At 49.1% G+C, this 16,616-nt stretch carries 18 protein-coding genes; 15 read left to right on the forward strand and 3 right to left on the reverse strand.

Going from position 1 to position 16,616, the window contains the following annotated elements:
* Positions 1 to 6 precede the first annotated feature (6 nt).
* Positions 7 to 294: a hypothetical protein gene (locus OK023_RS02420; protein WP_317694608.1), complete on the reverse strand. Its 288-nt coding sequence runs from the start codon at positions 292 to 294 to the stop codon at positions 7 to 9.
* Positions 295 to 543: 249 nt separating this feature from the next.
* On the opposite strand from OK023_RS02420, the gene OK023_RS02425 reads away from it, so the two are divergent.
* Positions 544 to 1,074: a KilA-N domain-containing protein gene (locus tag OK023_RS02425; protein WP_317694609.1), complete on the forward strand. Its 531-nt coding sequence runs from the start codon at positions 544 to 546 to the stop codon at positions 1,072 to 1,074.
* Between the two features lie 26 nt (positions 1,075 to 1,100).
* Here the strand turns inward: OK023_RS02425 and OK023_RS02430 are convergent, their stop codons facing one another.
* Entirely contained in the window at positions 1,101 to 1,355 is a 255-nt protein-coding gene (locus tag OK023_RS02430; protein ID WP_317694610.1) for an Arc family DNA-binding protein, read from the reverse strand.
* 87 nt (positions 1,356 to 1,442) lie between these two features.
* Between OK023_RS02430 and OK023_RS02435 the strand changes: the two genes are divergently transcribed.
* From OK023_RS02435 to deoD, 14 genes are all read left to right on the forward strand, one after another.
* The gene (locus OK023_RS02435) at positions 1,443 to 1,604 is read left to right on the forward strand and encodes an Arc family DNA-binding protein (protein WP_317694611.1); all 162 of its coding nucleotides are present in this window, start codon (positions 1,443 to 1,445) and stop codon (positions 1,602 to 1,604) included.
* A 70-nt stretch (positions 1,605 to 1,674) separates the two neighbouring features.
* The gene (locus OK023_RS02440; RefSeq protein WP_411569403.1) at positions 1,675 to 2,244 is read left to right on the forward strand and encodes a Bro-N domain-containing protein; all 570 of its coding nucleotides are present in this window, start codon (positions 1,675 to 1,677) and stop codon (positions 2,242 to 2,244) included.
* A gap of 115 nt (positions 2,245 to 2,359) precedes the next feature.
* The gene (locus tag OK023_RS02445; RefSeq protein ID WP_317694613.1) at positions 2,360 to 4,171 is read left to right on the forward strand and encodes a phage head-binding domain-containing protein; all 1,812 of its coding nucleotides are present in this window, start codon (positions 2,360 to 2,362) and stop codon (positions 4,169 to 4,171) included.
* A 115-nt stretch (positions 4,172 to 4,286) separates the two neighbouring features.
* Positions 4,287 to 5,876 (forward strand): peptide chain release factor 3, encoded by a 1,590-nt coding sequence (gene prfC, locus OK023_RS02450; RefSeq protein WP_317694614.1) that lies wholly within the window; start codon positions 4,287 to 4,289, stop codon positions 5,874 to 5,876.
* A gap of 525 nt (positions 5,877 to 6,401) precedes the next feature.
* Complete coding sequence (osmY, locus tag OK023_RS02455) at positions 6,402 to 7,037, forward strand: molecular chaperone OsmY (protein WP_317694615.1); 636 nt, start codon at positions 6,402 to 6,404, stop codon at positions 7,035 to 7,037.
* Positions 7,038 to 7,347: 310 nt separating this feature from the next.
* Positions 7,348 to 7,509 carry a DUF1328 domain-containing protein gene (locus OK023_RS02460; RefSeq protein WP_317694616.1) on the forward strand — a complete coding sequence of 54 codons (162 nt, stop codon included), beginning with the start codon at positions 7,348 to 7,350 and terminating at the stop codon, positions 7,507 to 7,509.
* Between the two features lie 58 nt (positions 7,510 to 7,567).
* Positions 7,568 to 7,753 (forward strand): stress-response protein, encoded by a 186-nt coding sequence (locus OK023_RS02465; protein WP_317694617.1) that lies wholly within the window; start codon positions 7,568 to 7,570, stop codon positions 7,751 to 7,753.
* A gap of 10 nt (positions 7,754 to 7,763) precedes the next feature.
* Positions 7,764 to 8,885: a patatin family protein gene (locus tag OK023_RS02470; protein WP_317694618.1), complete on the forward strand. Its 1,122-nt coding sequence runs from the start codon at positions 7,764 to 7,766 to the stop codon at positions 8,883 to 8,885.
* Positions 8,882 to 9,676, forward strand: coding sequence for a TatD family hydrolase (locus OK023_RS02475; RefSeq protein WP_317694619.1), 795 nt, complete (start codon positions 8,882 to 8,884; stop codon positions 9,674 to 9,676). Before OK023_RS02470 ends, OK023_RS02475 begins: the two co-directional genes overlap by 4 nt.
* Before the next feature lie 188 nt (positions 9,677 to 9,864).
* A complete protein-coding gene (locus OK023_RS02480) occupies positions 9,865 to 11,130 on the forward strand; it encodes a NupC/NupG family nucleoside CNT transporter (RefSeq protein WP_411569404.1) in 1,266 nt (421 codons plus the stop codon).
* Positions 11,131 to 11,523: 393 nt separating this feature from the next.
* Positions 11,524 to 12,303 (forward strand): deoxyribose-phosphate aldolase, encoded by a 780-nt coding sequence (deoC, locus tag OK023_RS02485; RefSeq protein ID WP_317694621.1) that lies wholly within the window; start codon positions 11,524 to 11,526, stop codon positions 12,301 to 12,303.
* An 88-nt stretch (positions 12,304 to 12,391) separates the two neighbouring features.
* Positions 12,392 to 13,714: a thymidine phosphorylase gene (gene deoA, locus OK023_RS02490; RefSeq protein WP_317697452.1), complete on the forward strand. Its 1,323-nt coding sequence runs from the start codon at positions 12,392 to 12,394 to the stop codon at positions 13,712 to 13,714.
* 76 nt (positions 13,715 to 13,790) lie between these two features.
* The gene (gene deoB / locus OK023_RS02495; protein ID WP_317694622.1) at positions 13,791 to 15,014 is read left to right on the forward strand and encodes a phosphopentomutase; all 1,224 of its coding nucleotides are present in this window, start codon (positions 13,791 to 13,793) and stop codon (positions 15,012 to 15,014) included.
* 98 nt (positions 15,015 to 15,112) lie between these two features.
* The gene (gene deoD / locus OK023_RS02500) at positions 15,113 to 15,844 is read left to right on the forward strand and encodes a purine-nucleoside phosphorylase (RefSeq protein ID WP_317694623.1); all 732 of its coding nucleotides are present in this window, start codon (positions 15,113 to 15,115) and stop codon (positions 15,842 to 15,844) included.
* A gap of 38 nt (positions 15,845 to 15,882) precedes the next feature.
* Here the strand turns inward: deoD and OK023_RS02505 are convergent, their stop codons facing one another.
* Positions 15,883 to 16,566 (reverse strand): YtjB family periplasmic protein, encoded by a 684-nt coding sequence (locus OK023_RS02505; protein WP_317694624.1) that lies wholly within the window; start codon positions 16,564 to 16,566, stop codon positions 15,883 to 15,885.
* Positions 16,567 to 16,616: the final 50 nt, after the last annotated feature.

The raw sequence follows: 16,616 nt of genomic DNA on the forward strand, positions 1-16,616 counted from the left end.
GGAAGGCTATTTTTTGCATGCGATTAATAGATTTCGTGAAATAGTACTTCCGGCCATAGCAAAATCTGGTTGGGCTGTAGCTACCCACCCCTTGTCACCAGTTGACGTATAGATATCGTAACCTTTAGCGCCACACAGATCGCCGGCTTTTTCTAAACACATCCCCCAGGTTCTAGCCAATCCAGAACAATCGATAGAGTAAGCTTCTCTTCCATCAGGTGCATATGTTTTTGAAGAGTTTGCACACCCTGAGAGCAAGATAATGGCAGAAAAAACTATGATTATATTCTTCACCCAACCTCCAATGTTTAATTTTTATACATAGTATCGCCAAGTTAGCGCAATGCTAATCAACATAGCCAAACATCTAAGCCTCGGCAACCTGCCGGGGCTTTTTTGTGTCTGAAGCACACCGCGCATCACACGCGCACGTTATAATCCCAGAACCTACAGAAAGCGATCCTGAGAACTGCCGTAATAGGTGGTGACCTCTCTGGGGCGGCTTTTCTGTGTGACAGGTTCGCTTTCTATAGGTAAATCACAATGAAATACCCAACCGTGTCAGTAAACGGCGTTTCCGTTCGTGTTGATAATGAAGGGCGCTATAGCCTTAACGATCTTCATGCGGCAGCGGTAGCCAATGGTGAAGCAACTGAATCACAGCGTCCAAGTGTTTTCTTGCGCAGCGCCCAGATCAAGCGATTCATTAAGGTGTTGCAGGCCAAAGCACTAAAAAGTGCTTCGGAACAAAATCAACCACTTAAGGTAACAAAGGGTGGGGGAGAGACTGGGGCTTGGGGTGTGGAAATCCTTGCTATCCGCTATGCGGCGTGGATTAAGCCGGAGTTTGAGATAGAAGTTTACGATATCTTCAGGGCAGTCATTCGCAAGGGGGTTGATGCAATGTCACGACTAAACCGCCTAGACCACATCATCAACGCCGAAACAAAGGAAGTGAGCCAGTGCGCAAGCAGAATGGCTAAGTGGGGTGTTGGCGGTAGAAAGGCTCTTCTTGCTTCTGCGCGTGAGCGCATGATTAGTGAGGTTCAGATGTACCTCCCTGGCGTAGAGTGATAGGGATAAGCCCATCGCTAGGTGGGCTACCCTTCTTTCTTGTCGTACATAGTTCTAAGCGTATCAAACACAACCTTCTTGAACTGCTCAGCCTGCTGATCTGCCAGTCTCTCAGCGTCGTCACGATAGCCTGATATGGGTGATGGCTGGGCTAGGGCGTCCTGTACGATTTGCAGTAGCTCAGCATTAAATGATCTTCCGTTAGATTTCGCCCTGTACTTGAGCTTTTCTTTTACTTCATGCGGCATTCTGAATGTGAACTTTGGTTCGTCTCTAGCCATCACGTCACCCTTGTCTATTAAGTTGACATGATAGAACGATGATATTATATTCTCAATAAGGTCACGGTGACCTTAAAGGGGTTAAATATGAAAGGTGCTAGCAGAATGCCGCAGTTCAATCTGCGTTGGCCACAGAAGGACTTAGATCTAGTTCGAAAGGTGGCAGAAGAGAATGGAAGATCAGCGAATACAGAGATTCACCGCAGAGTAATGGAGAGCTTGAAAAGAGAAGGGTTGTTAAATGCTTAAAAAGGTGAAGCCCCAACTGCGTGAACAGTCAGGGCTTCTTATCGAAAATAACCACTCAGGAAATATCGACATGAACATTGTAGCAAAATCAGACTTCAACTTCCAAGGCAATGCACTTGTACCGGTATCTGGTATCTCTGGCGTATGGCTAACCTCTGCCGATATTGCCAAGGCATTGCAATACAAAAGCGCCAAGTCGATCACCAACCTGTTTAACCAGAACAGTGATGAGTTTACTGGCGGAATGACTCAGGTCATTGAATCAGTGACCTCAGGAAACTACCGCAAAAAGGTGAGAGTTTTTTCCCTTCGCGGCGCTCACCTGATTGCAATGTTTGCCCGCACTGATGTTGCTAAAGAGTTCCGCAGGTGGGTTCTGGATATTCTGGATCGTGAAATTGGAAGCGGGGTGGTTAGCCCATCATTTGATTTTCACATGCATGCACACCACGCCAATGTTGTATGCATCCACATGGATTTTATTCGTGAAGTATGGATTAACGAATTGCATCCAGCTCTAAAAGCGATAGGTTCCCCTTTGGCGGTAAAGCTATACGACCGGATAGGGGATGCAAGCGCAATAGCGTACTCATTAAGGGGGGCGCTATATAGAGCTGACGGTAGAAAGGATTTGCACTGATAGGTGTATAGGATTACGCGGAAATACATCAAGCCCTGGCCTAATTGCCGGGGTTTTTTATGCCATCAAGCCAGCCTCGCATACGCGGGGCTTTTTTTTGCCCGGAGTTTACCCAATGCCCAACATTTTAGTATCAATGCCTTCCCAGTTGTTCACGATGGCTAGGTCGTTTAAAGCAGTGGCCAACGGTGAGATATTTATAGGCCAGGTAGATACAGACCCGACCATCCCATCAAATCAGATCCAAGTGTTTTTAGAGGCTGAAGACGGATCTTTCATTCCTACCGCACAGCCGATCAGCATAAACGCAGGTGGCTACCCGGTTTACAACGGGCAGATCGGCAAGTTTGTTACCGAAGAAGCTTATAGTATGGCCATTTACGACTCTTTTGGGGCGCAGCAGTTCTACTTCCCAAATATCTTGAAGTATGACCCAGGCCAACTGCGTAATGATCTGGCGCAAGACAACGGCGCTTTGCTGGTGGGCGGCGCTGTCCAGACATATGAAACCGTTGCTGATATGGTTGCTGATACAGATTTAGAGGCTGACACAGTAATCGCATGGATGGGTTACGCAGAGGCTACAGACGGCGGCGGTGGCATTGGGCGAGTAAAATCTGGTGCTGTTGTTGAGGACGGGGGCAGTCTGTTTAATCTTGCCAACGGTCTGCATGTTGAAGCGTTCCTGAACGATAAAGCGGTAAGCTGTCGTAAGTTTGGTATCTTGCCGTCAGTCACTGATAACGCAGTTCAGCTTAACAAATGGCGCGACTACTGCATTGCAAATAAAAAGCAGATGCATCTGGTTTCTGGCGAATATGAAACTCATGCCGTTTTTGACCTGGGCTTCTTTGGTGTCGACATGATTGGCGATGGTCGACATAACTCTGTGCTGCATTTCCCTGCTGAAGCTGGCACGCGGTGCATACGTCTTCAGGCATCAAATTTCACGTTCGGAATGGCTTTGCGCGACTTTGGAATTAAAGGAAATCCGACTACAACAAGTCACCTGTTTGTAGACAATTGCCACCACTTAGACTTTAGAAACATAAACATGCGCGAAGGTTCGACTTCAGCTTGCTTTGCTTTAGACATCCCATTCAGTGTTGCTTCTAAATTTGACACGATTATTTGCTCTACGAATGAGCAGCCTATGACAAGCAGACCGTTCTCAGGTTTGAGATACGGACCAGGGGCAGGGCCATCAAGGGCCACCGACTGTACTTTCATCAATCCTATAATTGAAGGCATGATCGGAGACGGAATTTTTATTAATAACGGCGATTCCGCGACATTTGTTGGTGGCACATCTGAAAACAATGACGGCAACGGTGTGACCATATCAGCAACTAGTCGCATGAATACTTTCACGGGGGTTGGATTCGAGAATCGCGGATTTGCTGACGTTTTCGATGCAGGAATAAGCTCAAAATTCATTAACTGCTACTCGTCGCGCAAATTCTTTGCAGCACCTGGCGCACGGTTTGGTGAGTTAAATGGTGGGTTGTGGGAGAGGGTAGAAATATCATCTGGGGCAGATCACTACAGCGTAGACAATATCGATGTTAAGTATTGGACGTCGATCGGCATTCCACTGCCGGAGGGAGGAGGTTACTTTGACGCATCACAAACCACGACGAGTGGTCGTGTATTCGATATGGTTACATCAACTCTTTATTTCCCGATAAAGCCAATGGTGCAGATTGCGCCTACTGTCAGCCCTTTAGTATTTCAGAATACAACTGGTCTGCCGATAACGCTTTCTTACAACGGTGATATATCCTCAGCGTTCCTGCGCCTTGGCGGGTCTAACGTGCTTCAGCTTTCTAATGCTGGGACGATCCTTTTACAGCCGGATGAAGGAATAACAATCTCATTCTCAGGGACACCAACAATCGGGTACAAGTTAAATAACATTACAATGTAACCCCCACCGCCGGGAGCGATCCCGGCTATCATTGAACATGCCATGCCTGTAGAATTGCCATCTAAGGAAAAATTTAATTTGTACATGCTGTTGTACATACTTGAGACAATACAGAATGAAAACCCTCAGTTACTTAGAGCAGGTGGCGTCCAGGCGCACATTTGCCATTATCTCGCACCCCGATGCCGGTAAAACAACCATTACCGAGAAGGTGCTGTTGTTCGGGCAGGCTATCCAGACCGCGGGTACGGTAAAAGGCCGTGGTTCCAGCCAGCATGCCAAATCTGACTGGATGGAAATGGAGAAACAGCGTGGTATTTCGATCACCACCTCTGTTATGCAGTTCCCTTACCGTGAATGTCTAGTTAACCTGCTAGACACTCCTGGGCACGAAGACTTCTCTGAAGATACTTATCGTACTTTGACGGCGGTTGACTGCTGTCTGATGGTGATCGATGCTGCTAAAGGTGTAGAAGATCGTACCCGCAAGCTGATGGAAGTCACCCGCCTGCGTGATACACCCATTCTGACTTTTATGAATAAGCTTGACCGTGACATTCGTGACCCGATGGAAGTGATGGATGAAGTTGAACGCGAACTGAAAATTGCCTGTTCACCGATCACTTGGCCGATTGGCTGCGGAAAACTGTTCAAAGGGGTCTACCACCTCTATAAAGATGAAACCTACCTGTATCAGACCGGTAAAGGCCATACCATTCAAGAGGTTCGCATTGTCAAAGGGTTGAATAACCCGGATCTGGATGCGGCCGTGGGGGAAGATCTGGCGACACAACTGCGCGATGAGTTGGAGCTGGTACAAGGTGCTTCTCATGAGTTTGAGCAGGAAGCTTTCCTGGCCGGCGAGTTGACACCGGTGTTCTTTGGAACCGCGTTGGGTAACTTTGGTGTCGATCATATGCTCGATGGGTTGGTAGCTTGGGCACCAGCGCCGATGCCACGTAAAACAAATACCCGTGAAGTGGTAGCCGCAGAAGAGAAATTCACCGGTTTTGTGTTCAAGATCCAGGCCAATATGGATCCGAAGCACCGTGACCGGGTGGCTTTCATGCGTGTGGTATCAGGCAAATATGAAAAAGGCATGAAGTTACGTCAGGTGCGTACCGGCAAAGACGTTGTGATTTCTGATGCACTGACCTTCATGGCGGGGGATCGTTCGCATGTTGAAGAAGCGTATCCTGGCGATATTATCGGTTTGCATAACCATGGGACTATCCAGATCGGCGACACCTTTACGCAAGGTGAGGATATGAAGTTCACCGGTATTCCTAACTTTGCTCCTGAACTGTTCCGCCGTATCCGCCTGCGCGATCCACTCAAGCAAAAACAGCTGCTCAAAGGGTTGGTCCAGCTTTCCGAAGAGGGGGCTGTACAGGTATTCCGGCCGATCGCCAATAACGATCTGATCGTGGGGGCTGTGGGTGTGCTGCAGTTTGATGTTGTGGTTGCACGCTTGAAAACCGAATATAACGTTGAAGCGCTGTATGAGTCAGTTAACGTCTCTACTGCACGCTGGGTGGAGTGTGACGATGTGAAGAAATTCGAAGAGTTCAAGCGTAAAAACGAGCTTAATCTGGCGTTGGATGGTGGGGAGAACCTTTCGTACATCGCACCAAGCATGGTTAATCTTAATCTGACACAAGAACGCTATCCTGACGTGGTGTTCCGTAAAACTCGTGAGCATTGATTAAACCAGCAGGGCATTTCAAGGTGCCCTGCGTTTTTTTGTTCTGTCCCCACCTAGCGGATTAATAACTTCTTCTTATTGCAACTATTTCACCGCTTCCTTCGCGCTGTTTCTGGCCCTAACGTCATTCTTATCATATGGCCTATATTTTTAGGGTATATCTTACAGTTCTAGCGTAAAGTACTATTGTTCTTAGGCTCAATAGAGAGTTATTCGGTGATGTTGTCGAATGGAGACACATTTAAACTATCAGAATCAATGAGATAGGAAAAAAACGCTACCCTCAGTCTCCTAATGTCGCCGATAGGCAACAGTTTTCCGTCTTAATGTTACAACTTTGCTGTTTTATTGTTGTGCTTTGACGGTGTCTACATATTGGCACGTACATTGCTTCATGTTCATTCCCATTATTTCAATCTGAACGTTTGCGGTATAGCGATCGTGAAGTTCCGTTTGAGTTTGCCGCTATCCTGCAGAATTAGAGTATCAGTTGTCTTGCTACCCATAACAAGAAGGAAAAGTTCGATGAAAAATACCAAATTCGCACATTCACTGGTGGTTATCGTGTTGGGTTCTGCTTTGCTGAGTGGTACTGCTGTTGCAGAAGAAACCCTGCTAAACAAAGCCTCCAGCGTTGCTGACAGTGCTGGTGCCAAAATCGATAGCTCCATAAAAACAATCGGTAGTTCGATGAAAAAAGTCGACAGCTACATGGATGACAGCGCAATAACGGCCAAGGTGAAGAGCGCATTGGTTGAGGATAAGTCTATAAAAAGCAATGATATTTCCGTGATAACTGAAGGTGGTGTTGTCACGTTGACCGGTTTTGTCACTAGTCAAATGCAGGCCGAGAAGGCAGTTAAGGCCGCAAGCTTGGTGGACGGTGTCAAATCTGTCAGTGATAAGTTGCACGTGAAAGATGAAGAGACTCAGTCAATTAAAGCCTATGCTAACGATGCAGCAACGACCAGTGAACTGAAAGCCAAACTGCTGGCTGACGATATCGTGCCTTCCCGTAATGTGAAAGTAGAAACTGCCGATGGTGTGGTTCAACTCTCCGGTACGGTGAAAACACTAGAACAGTCAGAGCGTGCGGAGAAAATTGCCAAAGCTATCGAAGGTGTGAAAAGCGTTAAAAATGATCTGGCTGTAAAACCCTAGGCTGTGTCCTTTAACTGCACGTGAGTGTCGCTTACGGTCATTTGTTCACAGGGCAAGGCGTGAGCGGTAATGTTTGGTGGGCCCAATAATCGGCGAGCAACGTAGCACTGCGTGCAAATAGCCTCAACACCTAAGGTGTGCGCCCCAAAAGCCCGTTCTCTGTGTTGTCGAGTTTGAACAGAGCCGGTTGTATTTTCTGATCGGTCGCCATTGAGGTATATAGCCTTGAATAATGCGGTGTGTGAAGGTTAATCCCATCAACTAAACTGGCTGATGGCTATGCGTTTTTCACTATGGTAAGGAGAGGCTTATGTTTCGTTGGGGCTCTATCTTTTTCATTATCGCTTTCATCGCAGGGACGTTGGGGTTTGGTTCCTTGGCTGGCAGTGCTGCCTGGGCGGCTAAAATTGTCTTCTTCATCGGTATTATTCTATTCCTGGTCAGTCTATTTACCGGCCGTCGGCGCCCTTAGTTTTTTTCGAAGTGTAACAAAGATTAATTTATTTTCTCGACATCTCGTGAGGTAAGTCATGAATAGCGACATCATTGTCGGCCGCTGGAAACAGCTGAAAGGCCAGCTATGGCAGGTGTGGGCGGAGTTTTCCGGCAATGATTATGCTTGGTTGTCTGGGAGTAATGGCTTCCTTTCTGGTGTGTTGCAAGAAGATTACGGAAAAGAGCAGGAAGCGCTATCCTCGGAAAAACGTTCACATTGAGGATATAGGGTTGGGACATAGAATACCTATCACGCTCGGCAATATAGAACCGTTGGCGTATAAACCTTACAGCGCAGGTAAAATGGCGCTGGTGTGTGAGGGTGGCGGACAGCGCGGAATTTTTACCGCAGGTGTACTGGATGAATTTCAGCACGCTAATTTTGACCCGTTTGAACTGATGATTGGCACTTCCGCTGGAGCGCAGAATCTCTCGGCTTTTGTTTGTGGCCAATTGGGTTATGCGCGGCGAGTGATCACCCGTTACACCACCTCTGTCAATTTCTTCAATCCGTTGCGTTTTGTACGCGGTGGGCATCTGATCGATCTCGACTGGCTGGTGGATATCACCTCACAAGAATTGCCACTGGCGATTGATGTTGCTGAACAACGGTTGAGCAATAACCGTGAGTTCCTGATGTGCGCCTGCCGGAGTGACGATTTCGAACCGACTTATCTGCGTGCTGAGCGGGCCAATTGGCTGCCTGCTATCAAAGCTTCCAGTGCTATTCCTGGTTTTTACCGCATGGGCGTTGAGCTCGAGGGTATCAGTTACCAGGATGGTGGGATCAGTGATGCTATCCCGGTAGAAGAAGCTTATCGTCGTGGTGCGGATACGATTGTTGTGATCCGTACTGTGCCTTCGCAGATGTATTACACGCCTCAGTGGATAAAACGCATGGAGCAATGGCTCGGTGACAGTAGTCTGCAACAGATGGTGCGAATCATGCAGCGTCATGAAGAGAGCTATCATCGTATTCAGCAGTTTATTGAGAAACCGCCGGGTAAATTGCGCATCTTTGAAATTTATCCCCCTAAGCCTTTGGCGAGCAATGCCCTTGGCAGCCGTTTGGCTTCTTTGAATAAGGACTACCATCTGGGCCGTCGCTGCGGACGCTATTTTTTGGCAACGGTAGGACACTGGTTGTTGGAACAGGAAAAGCGTGATGGTCTAAAGGTAAAAAACTCCCTTTCACGCAGTCTGTTACATCTGGAAAATATGCGGATGCCTTCGCCGATCATGACTGATGTTGAGGCACTATCTGGCTATAAGGCGCAATCTCAAACGCAACGAGTAACGCCAAAAATTATTCCGCCAGGCGATCTTCCCCCCGGTGGTGGAGAGAACCAGTGAGTTACGTTTTTGCCGATACTCACTGTCACTTTGATTTTCCTCCCTTTACTGGTCACGAGACGGAAAGCCTGGCGTTGGCGGCTCAGGCCGGTGTTCAGCAGATTATCGTGCCAGCGGTAACGGTGGATCGTTTTGAAAATGTGATCAAACTGGCGGGGGAGTATGCTCCGCTGTTTGCCGCGTTAGGGCTACACCCTTTATACATCTCACAGCATCGCGATGAGCAGCTTGAACAACTGGCTGATTTTCTGGCCATGCGGCCAGAAAAACTGGTTGCGGTGGGGGAAATCGGCCTGGATCTGTACATGGACGATCCTCAGTTTGTGCGTCAGCAGATGTTGCTCAAAGCGCAGCTGATGTTGGCGAAACGCTACGATCTGCCGGTGATCCTGCATTCTCGCCGTAGCCATGATCAACTGGCAGCGCTGCTGCGCCAAGCAGATGTCCCTCGCCGTGGCGTTGTGCATGGTTTTGCCGGTAGCTTAGCTCAGGCTCAAACCTTTATTCGCTTGGGGTACGCCATCGGTGTGGGGGGAACGATCAGTTACGAACGCGCTCAGAAAACCCGCCGCGTTATGGCACAATTGCCACTGAGATCTCTGTTATTGGAAACGGATGCGCCGGATATGCCTTTAGCCGGTTATCAGGGACAACCTAACCGCCCTGAACGGGCTGCTGAAGTATTTAAGATACTCTGTCAGTTTAGGCCGGAACCTCCGGATGAAATAGCCGACTCTCTGCTACAAAATGCCCAGGCTCTGTTTGCCCTACCCTCACACATGGCTCATTAATGTGATTAACTTCACATTATAAAGTTTTTAATTACTTCTAGTTGTATTCGCTTGTGACATAAAACGGGTCTCACAACATCAGGCCCAGTATAATTACTCACCGTTATCCCCCTTAGTCAATCCGTTGCAGTCATTGGGCTGGGGGCCTTTCTTTTTCGAAACAGGGATATTTTCGTATGCAACTCATTATGAGCCTGGTTGGTATGATGGTACTCATCGCCATTGCGGTACTGCTTTCCAACAATCGGCGTGCTATTAATCTGCGTACGGTGATCGGCGCATTTATCATTCAAATTTCTATCGGCGCGCTGGTGCTGTATGTACCCGTTGGGCGCCGCATTCTTGGCAGTATGTCTGATGGAGTGGCGAATGTTATCGGCTATGGTAATCAAGGGATTTCTTTCATCTTTGGTGGCCTGGTTTCCGATAAAATGTTTGAAGTCTTCGGTGGCGGTGGCTTTGTGTTCGCGTTGCGCGTATTGCCAGTGATCGTCTTTTTCTCCTCTTTGATTGCTGTGCTGTACTACCTTGGCATTATGCAACTGGTGATTAAGATCCTCGGTGGTGGATTGCATAAATTGTTGGGAACGTCACGGACTGAGTCGTTGTCGGCAACGGCGAATATCTTTGTAGGCCAGACTGAAGCGCCCTTGGTGGTTCGGCCATATATTGCCACCATGACTCAGTCTGAACTGTTCGCTGTGATGTGTGGTGGTTTGGCTTCTGTCGCGGGTTCGGTATTAGCCGGGTATGCTCAGATGGGAGTACCGCTGGAGTACCTGATTGCCGCTTCATTTATGGCTGCACCGGGTGGCTTGCTGTTTGCCAAGCTGATGGTACCGGAAACAGAAAAAACACACGATAAAGACGATGCAATGAAGTTGATTGCCGAAGAAGACCGTCCAGCTAACGTGATTGACGCAGCGGCTTCAGGTGCGGCATCCGGCATGCAACTGGCGCTGAATGTAGGGGCTATGTTGCTGGCATTTATTGCCTTGATCGCCGTTTTGAATGGGATATTGGGGGGGATTGGCGGTTGGTTCAACCATCCTGAACTCTCTCTAGAGCTGATCCTGGGCTGGATCTTCTCACCTATCGCTTTCCTGATCGGTGTGCCGTGGCATGAAGCGATGGTGGCCGGTTCGTTCATTGGTCAGAAGATCGTTGTTAACGAGTTTGTCGCCTTCATGAATTTCGGTGCTTACCTGCGCCCGGACGATGCTGTTGTTGCTGATGGTCTGCAGGTCTTGTCGCAGCATACCAAAGCTATTATTTCCTTTGCGCTATGTGGTTTTGCCAATTTGTCTTCTGTCGCGATCCTGCTTGGTGGGCTGGGCAGTATGGCACCAAACCGTCGTCATGATATTGCGCGTTTTGGCCTGAAGGCGGTTGTTGCAGGTACGCTTTCCAACTTGATGAGCGCCACTATAGCCGGATTTTTTCTGGCACTATAAGCGAAATTTCGGATCCTCAAGGTTGCAGAATTCATGGCCTCAACCTTTTCATACGGCCCTTTTGAGGGCCTGAAACAATTTATAACGGGCACACTGAGCGGTGCCCGTTGTTACTTAGAGTTCTGTTTAGTGAATATGTGTACAATCTGCCGTTGTTTCGTGACATTATTCACATATAATTTAAATTTGTTGCATAGCTATTTCATATAATGTGAATAGGAACACAAATAACTCACCGTTATCGTGTTCAAATAGTAATCAATGGCTGTTCGATACCGAAAGGCTATGTGCGGCGAGAAGGATCTCAGTTGCCGTCGTGGTTTAATTCCACACGCTATCTTCAAGGAACCAAGTCCGCTCGCCAACAATGTCCGTCCTCAGTTGGAGAGTTTTATGACCGAATTAACCGCAGCAGCGCAACGTGCGCTGAACTTGATGGATTTAACGACGCTGAATGATGATGATACCGACGAGAAAGTGATCGCTCTGTGTCGTCAGGCAAACAGCCCGGCAGGCCATACTGCCGCCATCTGTATTTATCCCCGTTTCATTCCTATTGCGCGTAAAACGCTGAATGAACAGGGTACGCCAGATATCCGTATTGCCACTGTTACCAACTTTCCGCATGGCAACGATGATGTAGCTATCGCCTTGGCGGAAACCCGTGCTGCTATCGCTTACGGTGCTGATGAAGTTGACGTGGTATTTCCGTACCGTGCCTTGATTGCCGGTAATGATAAGGTCGGTTTTGAACTGGTGAAGCAGTGTAAACAGGTTTGTGCCGAGGCCAATGTGCTGCTGAAAGTGATCATCGAAACCGGCGAGTTGAAGCAGGCTGAGTTGATCCGTAAGGCCTCCGAGATTGCTATCAAGGCTGGGGCTGACTTTATCAAAACTTCCACCGGCAAAGTCCCCGTTAACGCAACGTTGGAAAGCGCAGAGCTGATGATGACGGTGATCCGTGATATGGGTGTTGCCAACGATGTCGGCTTCAAGCCCGCAGGCGGTGTTCGCACGGCAGAAGATGCGCAGCAATACCTACAACTCGCCGATCGTATTCTAGGGAAAGGTTGGGCTGACGCGCGTCACTTCCGCTTTGGTGCTTCAAGCCTGTTGGCCAGTCTGCTGATCACATTGGGACATAGCACACAGGCTACAGGTAACGGTTACTGATTTTCTATCACGCGACCAGCTACTGTAACGCGCCTTAAAACAGGCGTGGTTATTGTTGGCATATCGATGGGTAAAACAGGGGGATGCCTTGTTCCTGGCACAAGAAATAATCCGTAAAAAACGTGATGGCCATACGTTGAGTGAGGCGGAAATCCGATTTTTCATCAATGGGATACGCGATAACGTGGTTTCCGAAGGGCAGATTGCTGCACTGGCCATGACCATTTACTTCCACGATATGACTATGCAGGAACGGGTAGCGCTGACGATGGCGATGCGTGATTCAGGCGCGGTACTTGACTGGAAAAGTCTGTCATTGAACGGCCCGATTGTCGACAAACATTCAACCGGCGGCGTGGGTGACGTGACTTCGCTGATGCTTGGCCCGATGGTAGCGGCCTGCGGTGGTTATGTGCCAATGATTTCAGGTCGCGGCCTGGGGCATACCGGGGGGACATTGGACAAACTGGAAGCGATCCCCGGTTTTAGTATTTACCCAGATGACGTTGTCTTCCGTAAGATTATCAAGGAAGTGGGGGTGGCGATTATCGGACAGACCAGTTCCTTGGCCCCGGCTGACAAACGTTTTTATGCCACACGTGATATCACAGCAACTGTGGACTCGATCCCATTGATCACCGCGTCTATTTTGGCGAAGAAACTGGCTGAAGGACTTAACGCTTTGGTGATGGATGTTAAGGTGGGATCTGGTGCATTTATGCCCACCTACGCACTTTCGGAAGATTTGGCACAGGCGATTGTTAGCGTGGCTAATGGGGCGGGTTGTAAGACCACAGCCTTGCTCACCGATATGAATCAGGTTCTGGCCTCCAGTGCCGGTAATGCGGTGGAAGTGCGAGAGGCCGTCCGTTTTCTGACGGGAGAATACCGTACCCCGCGTCTGCTCGAAGTGACTATGGCACTGTGTGTGGAAATGCTACTTTCCGGTGGTTTAGCCACTGACGATGCCGATGCCCGAGCCAAATTACAGAAGGTATTGGATAATGGTAAAGCGGCGGAAGTGTTCGGGCGTATGGTGGCGGCGCAGAAAGGACCTACCGATTTTATCGAACGTTATGATAGCTATCTGCCAGTGGCAACATTGAGCAAACCGGTTTATGCCGAAAAGCCGGGTAACATTATCGCGATGGATACCCGAGCGTTGGGAATGGTAGTGGTATCGTTGGGAGGCGGACGCCGCCGTGCCAACGACAGTATCGATTACAGCGTTGGGCTGACTCATATGGCTCGTCTAGGGGCGTTTGTTGATAATCAGCGTCCTTTGGCGGTGATCCACGCCAACGATGAAGAAAGCTGGCAGCAAGCTGCAGATGCGGTTCGCAGTGCGATGGTGCTGGGCGACAAAGCCCCGGCAATCTCCCCTGTGGTGTACAAACGCATCACAGAATGAGAATCACCGTTTAAAGAATCAGGATCGGTGGTTGTTTATCACTGCCGGTCATAGCGTGAAAACGCAGGAGAGCACAATGAAACGTACGTTTATTATGGTATTAGACTCATTCGGAATTGGTGCGAGCGCAGATGCTAAGCGCTTCGGCGATGAAGGTTCCGATACCCTTGGCCATATCGCTGCAGCCTGTGCGCGCGGTGAAGCTAACGAGGGCCGTAGCGGCCCGCTGACACTGCCAAACCTGAGCCGTCTGGGGTTGGGCAAAGCGGCTGAAGAGTCGACCGGTCAATTCCCACAGGGTTTAGATAAAAACGCTGAGATCATTGGTGCCTATGGCTATGCCAGCGAACTTTCTTCCGGTAAGGATACGCCATCAGGCCACTGGGAAATCGCCGGTGTGCCCGTGTTGTTTGACTGGGGATACTTTAAGGATGAACACAATAGTTTTCCTCAGGCACTACTGGATAAATTGGTTGAGCGTGCCAACCTGCCTGGCTATCTCGGTAACTGCCACTCTTCAGGCACGGTGATACTCGATCAACTGGCCGAAGAACATATGAAGACCGGTAAGCCAATCTTCTATACCTCTGCTGACTCAGTATTCCAGATCGCCTGCCATGAAGAGACTTTCGGCCTGGACCGTCTGTACGAGCTTTGTGAAATCGCCCGTGAAGAGTTGACCGAGGGGGGCTATAACATTGGCCGAGTGATTGCGCGTCCGTTCATTGGCGACAAGCCTGGTAACTTCCAGCGCACCGGTAACCGTCACGATCTTGCCGTCGAACCCCCTGCGGCAACCGTACTGAAAAAACTGGTGGATGAGAAAGGCGGCGAAGTGGTTTCTATCGGCAAGATAGCTGATATCTACGCCCATGTTGGCATCACCCAGAAAGTGAAAGCCACAGGGATCGACGCGCTGTTCGATGCCACCCTGGCCGAGATGGAAAAGGCGGGCAATAATACTATCGTATTCACCAACTTTGTTGATTTTGACTCTTCCTACGGCCACCGCCGTGACGTCGCTGGGTATGCTGCTGCGTTGGAGCTGTTTGATCGCCGTTTGCCTGAAATGTTGAAGCGGGTAAAAGAGGATGACATCCTGATCCTTACTGCTGACCACGGCTGCGACCCAACCTGGAGCGGTACTGACCATACCCGTGAGCACATTCCGGTTCTGGTGTATGGCCCCAAGGTAAAACCCGGTTCATTGGGGCACCGTGAGACCTTTGCTGACATTGGTCAGACTATTGCCAGCTATTTTGGCGTGTCGCCGATGGATTACGGTAAATCCATGCTTTGAAGTTGATGATGACACGTTTTTAGTCCGAAATACCTGGGCTTACAGGCGTGCTTTCAAATGACCACCACATTATTAGAAATGCTTTGAGGAAAGAGATTATGGCTACGCCACATATTAATGCTGAAATGGGTGATTTCGCTGACGTCGTTCTGATGCCGGGCGATCCGTTACGAGCAAAATACATCGCGGAAACCTTTTTGGAAGGTGCGGTAGAAGTTAACAGCGTGCGCGGTATGCTGGGTTTCACGGGAACCTATAAAGGCCGTAAGATCTCTGTAATGGGGCACGGTATGGGTATACCATCCTGCTCTATCTATGCCCGTGAACTGATTGCTGAGTTTGGCGTTAAGAAAATTATCCGTGTGGGCTCCTGTGGTGCCGTGCGCGATGATGTCAAACTGCGAGATGTAGTGATTGGTATGGGGGCCTGTACCGATTCAAAAGTGAACCGTATGCGTTTTAAAGGCCATGATTACGCAGCCATCGCGGATTTTGACATGGTGCGTAATGCGGTCGACGCTGCAGCAGCCCAAGGTATCCCAGCGCGTGTAGGTAATATCTTCTCCGCCGACCTATTCTATACACCAGACCCAGAGATGTTCCAGGTGATGAAGAAGTACGGCATCCTGGGTGTGGAAATGGAAGCGGCAGGCATCTACGGCGTTGCTGCTGAGTTGTATGAAGAGTTTGGTTGTAAAGCGCTGACCATTTGCACCGTATCCGATCACATTCTGCGTCATGAAGCGACCACTGCCGCAGAACGCCAGACCACCTTTAACGAGATGATCGTTATTGCACTGGAATCCGTGCTACTGGGCGACAACGCCTAATAACGTGTTGGGCGCAATGACTGCGCCCATCGACTTACTCACCTACGTATTTTTTTCTCTTCTTCCTGCTTCCTATCGCCATCGCTTTTTGCCGTGTTCTCTTCCTCTAACGGGGTGTTAGCGGTCAACAGATAAGGTGATTGCTGCCAACGGCTACGGCGGCCTTGAAGCAATGTGCGTGCCAGGATAATACCAATCGCCAGTGCCATCAGGATCATCAATCGTAACAGGTTGGTAGTATTGTCCACCTGTTTGGATTCGGTAGCCAGCACGTGCGTATCCAGCGTTACGCGGATAAAGCCAAGTGGGCCATCTTTACCCTGAATGGATTCTACGATTTGGTGATTAAAGTAACTGCCTGCACGCTTGCCATCGAGCGCCAGGCGATCGCGCACAGTGATCTGCTCACCGGAATGTGCAATCAAAGACCCGTCAAATTTGTAAACGCTGGCATCGAGTATCCTGCTATGGGAGGTCAACTGTTCTAAGGTGCTGGTGATCCGTTGATTATCGATGTTACTGGTGTCTTCTAATAATGGAACCAGGCTGAAAGCGACTTGTCGGGTGAGCGTTTGTGCCAGTTCTTCCACCTGTTCCGAACGTGCCATCTGGTGGCTCAGGCTAAAATAGGAGGCTCCTTGCATCAAGAGCACCAGTAATGCCAGACAGATCAGAATGATAGCGGTACGATGCAGGTGAAATTTCAGTTTAGCTTTAGCCATGGGCTTCCTTGAGGATAATACTTGCCGGTTTTTCGTACCGTTACATTGTA

The organism is Serratia sp. UGAL515B_01, assembly GCF_033095805.1.
Taxonomy (GTDB): domain Bacteria; phylum Pseudomonadota; class Gammaproteobacteria; order Enterobacterales; family Enterobacteriaceae; genus Chania.

What these genes read in the sequence shown, in the direction of transcription:
- OK023_RS02425 (WP_317694609.1), top strand. Translation starts at nt 544, where the DNA reads ATGAAATACCCAACCGTGTCAGTAAACGGCGTTTCCGTTCGTGTTGAT.
- OK023_RS02430 (WP_317694610.1), bottom strand. Translation starts at nt 1,355, where the DNA reads ATGGCTAGAGACGAACCAAAGTTCACATTCAGAATGCCGCATGAAGTA.
- OK023_RS02435 (WP_317694611.1), top strand. Translation starts at nt 1,443, where the DNA reads ATGAAAGGTGCTAGCAGAATGCCGCAGTTCAATCTGCGTTGGCCACAG.
- OK023_RS02440 (WP_411569403.1), top strand. Translation starts at nt 1,675, where the DNA reads ATGAACATTGTAGCAAAATCAGACTTCAACTTCCAAGGCAATGCACTT.
- OK023_RS02445 (WP_317694613.1), top strand. Translation starts at nt 2,360, where the DNA reads ATGCCCAACATTTTAGTATCAATGCCTTCCCAGTTGTTCACGATGGCT.
- prfC (WP_317694614.1), top strand. Translation starts at nt 4,287, where the DNA reads ATGAAAACCCTCAGTTACTTAGAGCAGGTGGCGTCCAGGCGCACATTT.
- osmY (WP_317694615.1), top strand. Translation starts at nt 6,402, where the DNA reads ATGAAAAATACCAAATTCGCACATTCACTGGTGGTTATCGTGTTGGGT.
- OK023_RS02460 (WP_317694616.1), top strand. Translation starts at nt 7,348, where the DNA reads ATGTTTCGTTGGGGCTCTATCTTTTTCATTATCGCTTTCATCGCAGGG.
- OK023_RS02465 (WP_317694617.1), top strand. Translation starts at nt 7,568, where the DNA reads ATGAATAGCGACATCATTGTCGGCCGCTGGAAACAGCTGAAAGGCCAG.
- OK023_RS02480 (WP_411569404.1), top strand. Translation starts at nt 9,865, where the DNA reads ATGAGCCTGGTTGGTATGATGGTACTCATCGCCATTGCGGTACTGCTT.
- deoC (WP_317694621.1), top strand. Translation starts at nt 11,524, where the DNA reads ATGACCGAATTAACCGCAGCAGCGCAACGTGCGCTGAACTTGATGGAT.
- deoB (WP_317694622.1), top strand. Translation starts at nt 13,791, where the DNA reads ATGAAACGTACGTTTATTATGGTATTAGACTCATTCGGAATTGGTGCG.
- deoD (WP_317694623.1), top strand. Translation starts at nt 15,113, where the DNA reads ATGGCTACGCCACATATTAATGCTGAAATGGGTGATTTCGCTGACGTC.
- OK023_RS02505 (WP_317694624.1), bottom strand. Translation starts at nt 16,566, where the DNA reads ATGGCTAAAGCTAAACTGAAATTTCACCTGCATCGTACCGCTATCATT.